General features: G+C 33.6%; 5 protein-coding genes. All 5 read right to left on the bottom strand.

Annotation, left to right across the window (positions count from 1 at the left end; genetic code table 11):
* Positions 1–163: 163 nt before the first annotated feature.
* Positions 164–1,321, bottom strand: coding sequence for a replication initiation protein (locus AB5213_RS16895; RefSeq protein ID WP_005837459.1), 1,158 nt, complete (start codon positions 1,319–1,321; stop codon positions 164–166).
* 162 nt (positions 1,322–1,483) lie between these two features.
* Positions 1,484–1,696, bottom strand: a complete 213-nt coding sequence (locus AB5213_RS16890; RefSeq protein ID WP_008671645.1) for a hypothetical protein — start codon at positions 1,694–1,696, stop codon at positions 1,484–1,486.
* A complete protein-coding gene (locus AB5213_RS16885; protein WP_005647273.1) occupies positions 1,686–2,168 on the bottom strand; it encodes a hypothetical protein in 483 nt (160 codons plus the stop codon). The genes AB5213_RS16890 and AB5213_RS16885 overlap by 11 nt, the downstream gene beginning before the upstream one ends.
* Before the next feature lie 34 nt (positions 2,169–2,202).
* On the bottom strand, positions 2,203–2,514 hold the full coding sequence (locus AB5213_RS16880) for a hypothetical protein (protein WP_005647275.1): 312 nt from the start codon (positions 2,512–2,514) through the stop codon (positions 2,203–2,205).
* Between the two features lie 24 nt (positions 2,515–2,538).
* Positions 2,539–2,754, bottom strand: coding sequence for a hypothetical protein (locus tag AB5213_RS16875; RefSeq protein ID WP_005647278.1), 216 nt, complete (start codon positions 2,752–2,754; stop codon positions 2,539–2,541).
* Positions 2,755–2,884 lie beyond the last annotated feature (130 nt).

The raw sequence follows: 2,884 nt of genomic DNA, 5'->3' as shown, positions 1-2,884 counted from the left end.
ATGAAAAGGTAACTGTTTAAAAATCAACGATTAATCACAAAAAGCTAGGGACAAAAACCCAACTTCTTAGGGACAAAAACCCAACTTCTTAGGGACAAAAACCCAACTTCTTAGGGACAAAAACCCAACTTTTACACCATCCATAGGGACAAAAACCCAACTTTTATTCATCTTCTTTTTCTTCTCCAATCATTCCGGGGAGTATTTCTACCTCTTTTAATAATACGGATAAACAATATTCTGCTTTATTTGAAATTTTATTCCAGTTATCTCTAACATATTCGCCTAGATAAAGCATCTTAGTTACTACTGCTTTATAGTTGTTTAAGGTAATCTGTGGAATAAACTGCTGCAAATGTTCGTCCTTCATTGCAAAGTGCAAAGAACAAAAATTCGTTATCATCTTCTTTTGTCCTTTTAATAGTTCTTCTTCCTTCTTTGATAATGCAGACTTAATAACTTTGAAATTAAGTTTATAAGGCTGTGTATCGCCTGAATTACGATAAACTTCTGCCATTTCAAACCAGCAATCAGCCTGTTCAAACAAATCTTCGTAAACAGGGCGTATTACACGTCTATATAAATCTTTAAACTCGGGGTATTTATCCTCTAGTTTTAAGAATTTCCGAAATCTATCCACATAAATAGAGAAACCACCTTTTTCTTTCCACGAACTAATCAGCATATACATTCTTATTGTATATCTACTTTGCGCTCTTAAGGCTATCTCTTTTATATAGCGTGTAAAGCCTCTATCAACATTAATGAAAACTTTAGCGACCTCTCTATCCATTTCTAAAGAAAAACCTCTTGAATAAGGAGTTTTAGGTATATTTGCCTTTGTAAATAAACCAGTAATAGACCAACTTTCCTCACCTGTTATGGGGTCTTTGACATCAAACTCTACAGGAATACTGATTAATTTACGAACCATACTTTTTACTTCCTTGTATTGGTCTGGACTAACGCCCAAATCCCGATATGCAATATCTACTCTTATACGGTCTGAATATTCTTGAAATAAGGATAATTGCTCGCATGGAATAGATGTACCATATTTATCTAGATGCTGAATACTTAATTCTATGACATTCTGTAATTTCTCTATAACAGCTATTAAGATTCTAATCTGTACTGTCTTAAAATCACCAGCCATTAATGTAACCACATTAGGTTGTTTCAGCCATGTGGGATTTTCTGGGAGTTCCACAGGAAGATTTGTACGAGGATGCCCTTTTCTAATTCTAACAATCTCACCGTCTATTTCTTCTTTTTCTTCTTTCACCGCACGTTTTCGGGCTTTTATTTCTCTATTTACCATCGCTTATTATTTTGACTGATTAATACACCAAAAAAAAGTAGAATAAAGAACATAAACATAAACTTGGCTATATAAAATAGCCCTATGAGAATCATTCTAAATATAGCAATGATAACTTCTAATAGATTTCTTATTATGTTCCTCCAGTTCATTTTCTCTGTTTTATAATTCCTGTCGCCAAAGCTCCGGCTGCACTATTGTATAACCAGCACTTTGCAAATATATTCTTTTAAATTCATCAGGCAACGCTCCTTCAAGGAATAACTTTTTATGCCTTGATGCAGTTCGGCGGTCATATGGACTATTTTTAGACCAACCTCTTTTAAGGATTAGTTCCTTAAAGCATTCATCTAATGTTTTTGCTTTATCTATCATAATCTTTTCGTAAAGAAATTATAGGGTTTTTCATCCCTTTATACATTTCACAAGGATTTCCTAATAGTTCGCACATAACAAAATGTATTATCTTCCCTTCATCCAATGGTGGATTTGATTTATTTGCTAATTCTACAACTAATGTATATTGATAACTATAATTCTCAATAACAATTTCTTTTTCATTAGAAACTTCATTATAAATCTTCCTGTACTTATGCCATAAAGATGTATTAAAAAGCTCTACAGTAAGGTAACTGTTTACCTGCTCTGTTGTATAGTCTTCTGGTAAACGTTCCCCTGTAAGTCTATAAATAGCCTCTATTTTTGCTTTTTTCCCTACAAACATTTTCTTTCCAATCATCTGACAAGAAGGGAGTTCATCCCTAGATATAAAAGGCTTCAAATCTGACATCTTACGATATACCTTATATTCAATAAACATTCTATCTATACTTTGATTATATGACATCCATTCCCTTTAACACAATTCGATAAAATTATAATCATTTATCCCAATCGTAATTATCGTAATCTATTTCTTTTCCCTTGGCATGGCATTCAGCAACATAATCAGCCCATTTCTTTTGCCTTGTTACGTTGAAGGGCATCGAGCGGAAATCTTCCCTCCATGGCAGGATGTAGGAGGCAAAGTCGTGCTTGTTGGTTATCGCCTGTACAGCGTCTCTGATTGCGTTGTATTCACGTCCTTCTTCCAGCAAAGGTTCGTCACCCAGTTTGGAGTATATGTTTGCCACTTCCCGAAGCATCTTTCCAAATTCTTTGTATGTGGCAAAATTCTTTTCTTTTTTATCCATAATCATTCTTTTTTGTTTTGAGTATTAATTTTTTTCGATGAAAGTATTGGTTGTATTCAACACCCCGGCTGAATCTCGACTTTTGCCATCTCTTATGAAGATTCCTTCTTCTTTCAACCGTTCATAATCAAATTCATTCATCATGATAATGACAATATTTTCATTTGTATATAGCTTACACTTCATAAATTGAGTACCTTCTATTTTTCCAATTACGTCAATTTGAATTTTTGTTGCCATTTCCATTATATTTTTAGTATTAAACAAAAAAATCACAATCATAGACATCTTCACCGGATGGGAACTTTACTCTAACGCAGTAGTTTCCACAAACAATGAATCTGTCAGATATAATGGTTCCGACCTCTCC

The sequence above is a fragment of the Coprococcus sp. RTP21204st1_G4_RTP21204_210225 genome, assembly GCF_040915385.1.
GTDB classification, from domain to species: domain Bacteria; phylum Bacillota; class Clostridia; order Lachnospirales; family Lachnospiraceae; genus Allocoprococcus; species Allocoprococcus comes.
This window is presented reverse-complemented; position numbering and strand designations above follow the sequence as displayed.

Coding starts and splice junctions, on each gene's coding strand:
- AB5213_RS16885 (WP_005647273.1), bottom strand. CDS start 2,168: ATGTCATATAATCAAAGTATAGATAGAATGTTTATTGAATATAAGGTA.
- AB5213_RS16875 (WP_005647278.1), bottom strand. CDS start 2,754: ATGGCAACAAAAATTCAAATTGACGTAATTGGAAAAATAGAAGGTACT.
- AB5213_RS16895 (WP_005837459.1), bottom strand. CDS start 1,321: ATGGTAAATAGAGAAATAAAAGCCCGAAAACGTGCGGTGAAAGAAGAA.
- AB5213_RS16880 (WP_005647275.1), bottom strand. CDS start 2,514: ATGGATAAAAAAGAAAAGAATTTTGCCACATACAAAGAATTTGGAAAG.
- AB5213_RS16890 (WP_008671645.1), bottom strand. CDS start 1,696: ATGATAGATAAAGCAAAAACATTAGATGAATGCTTTAAGGAACTAATC.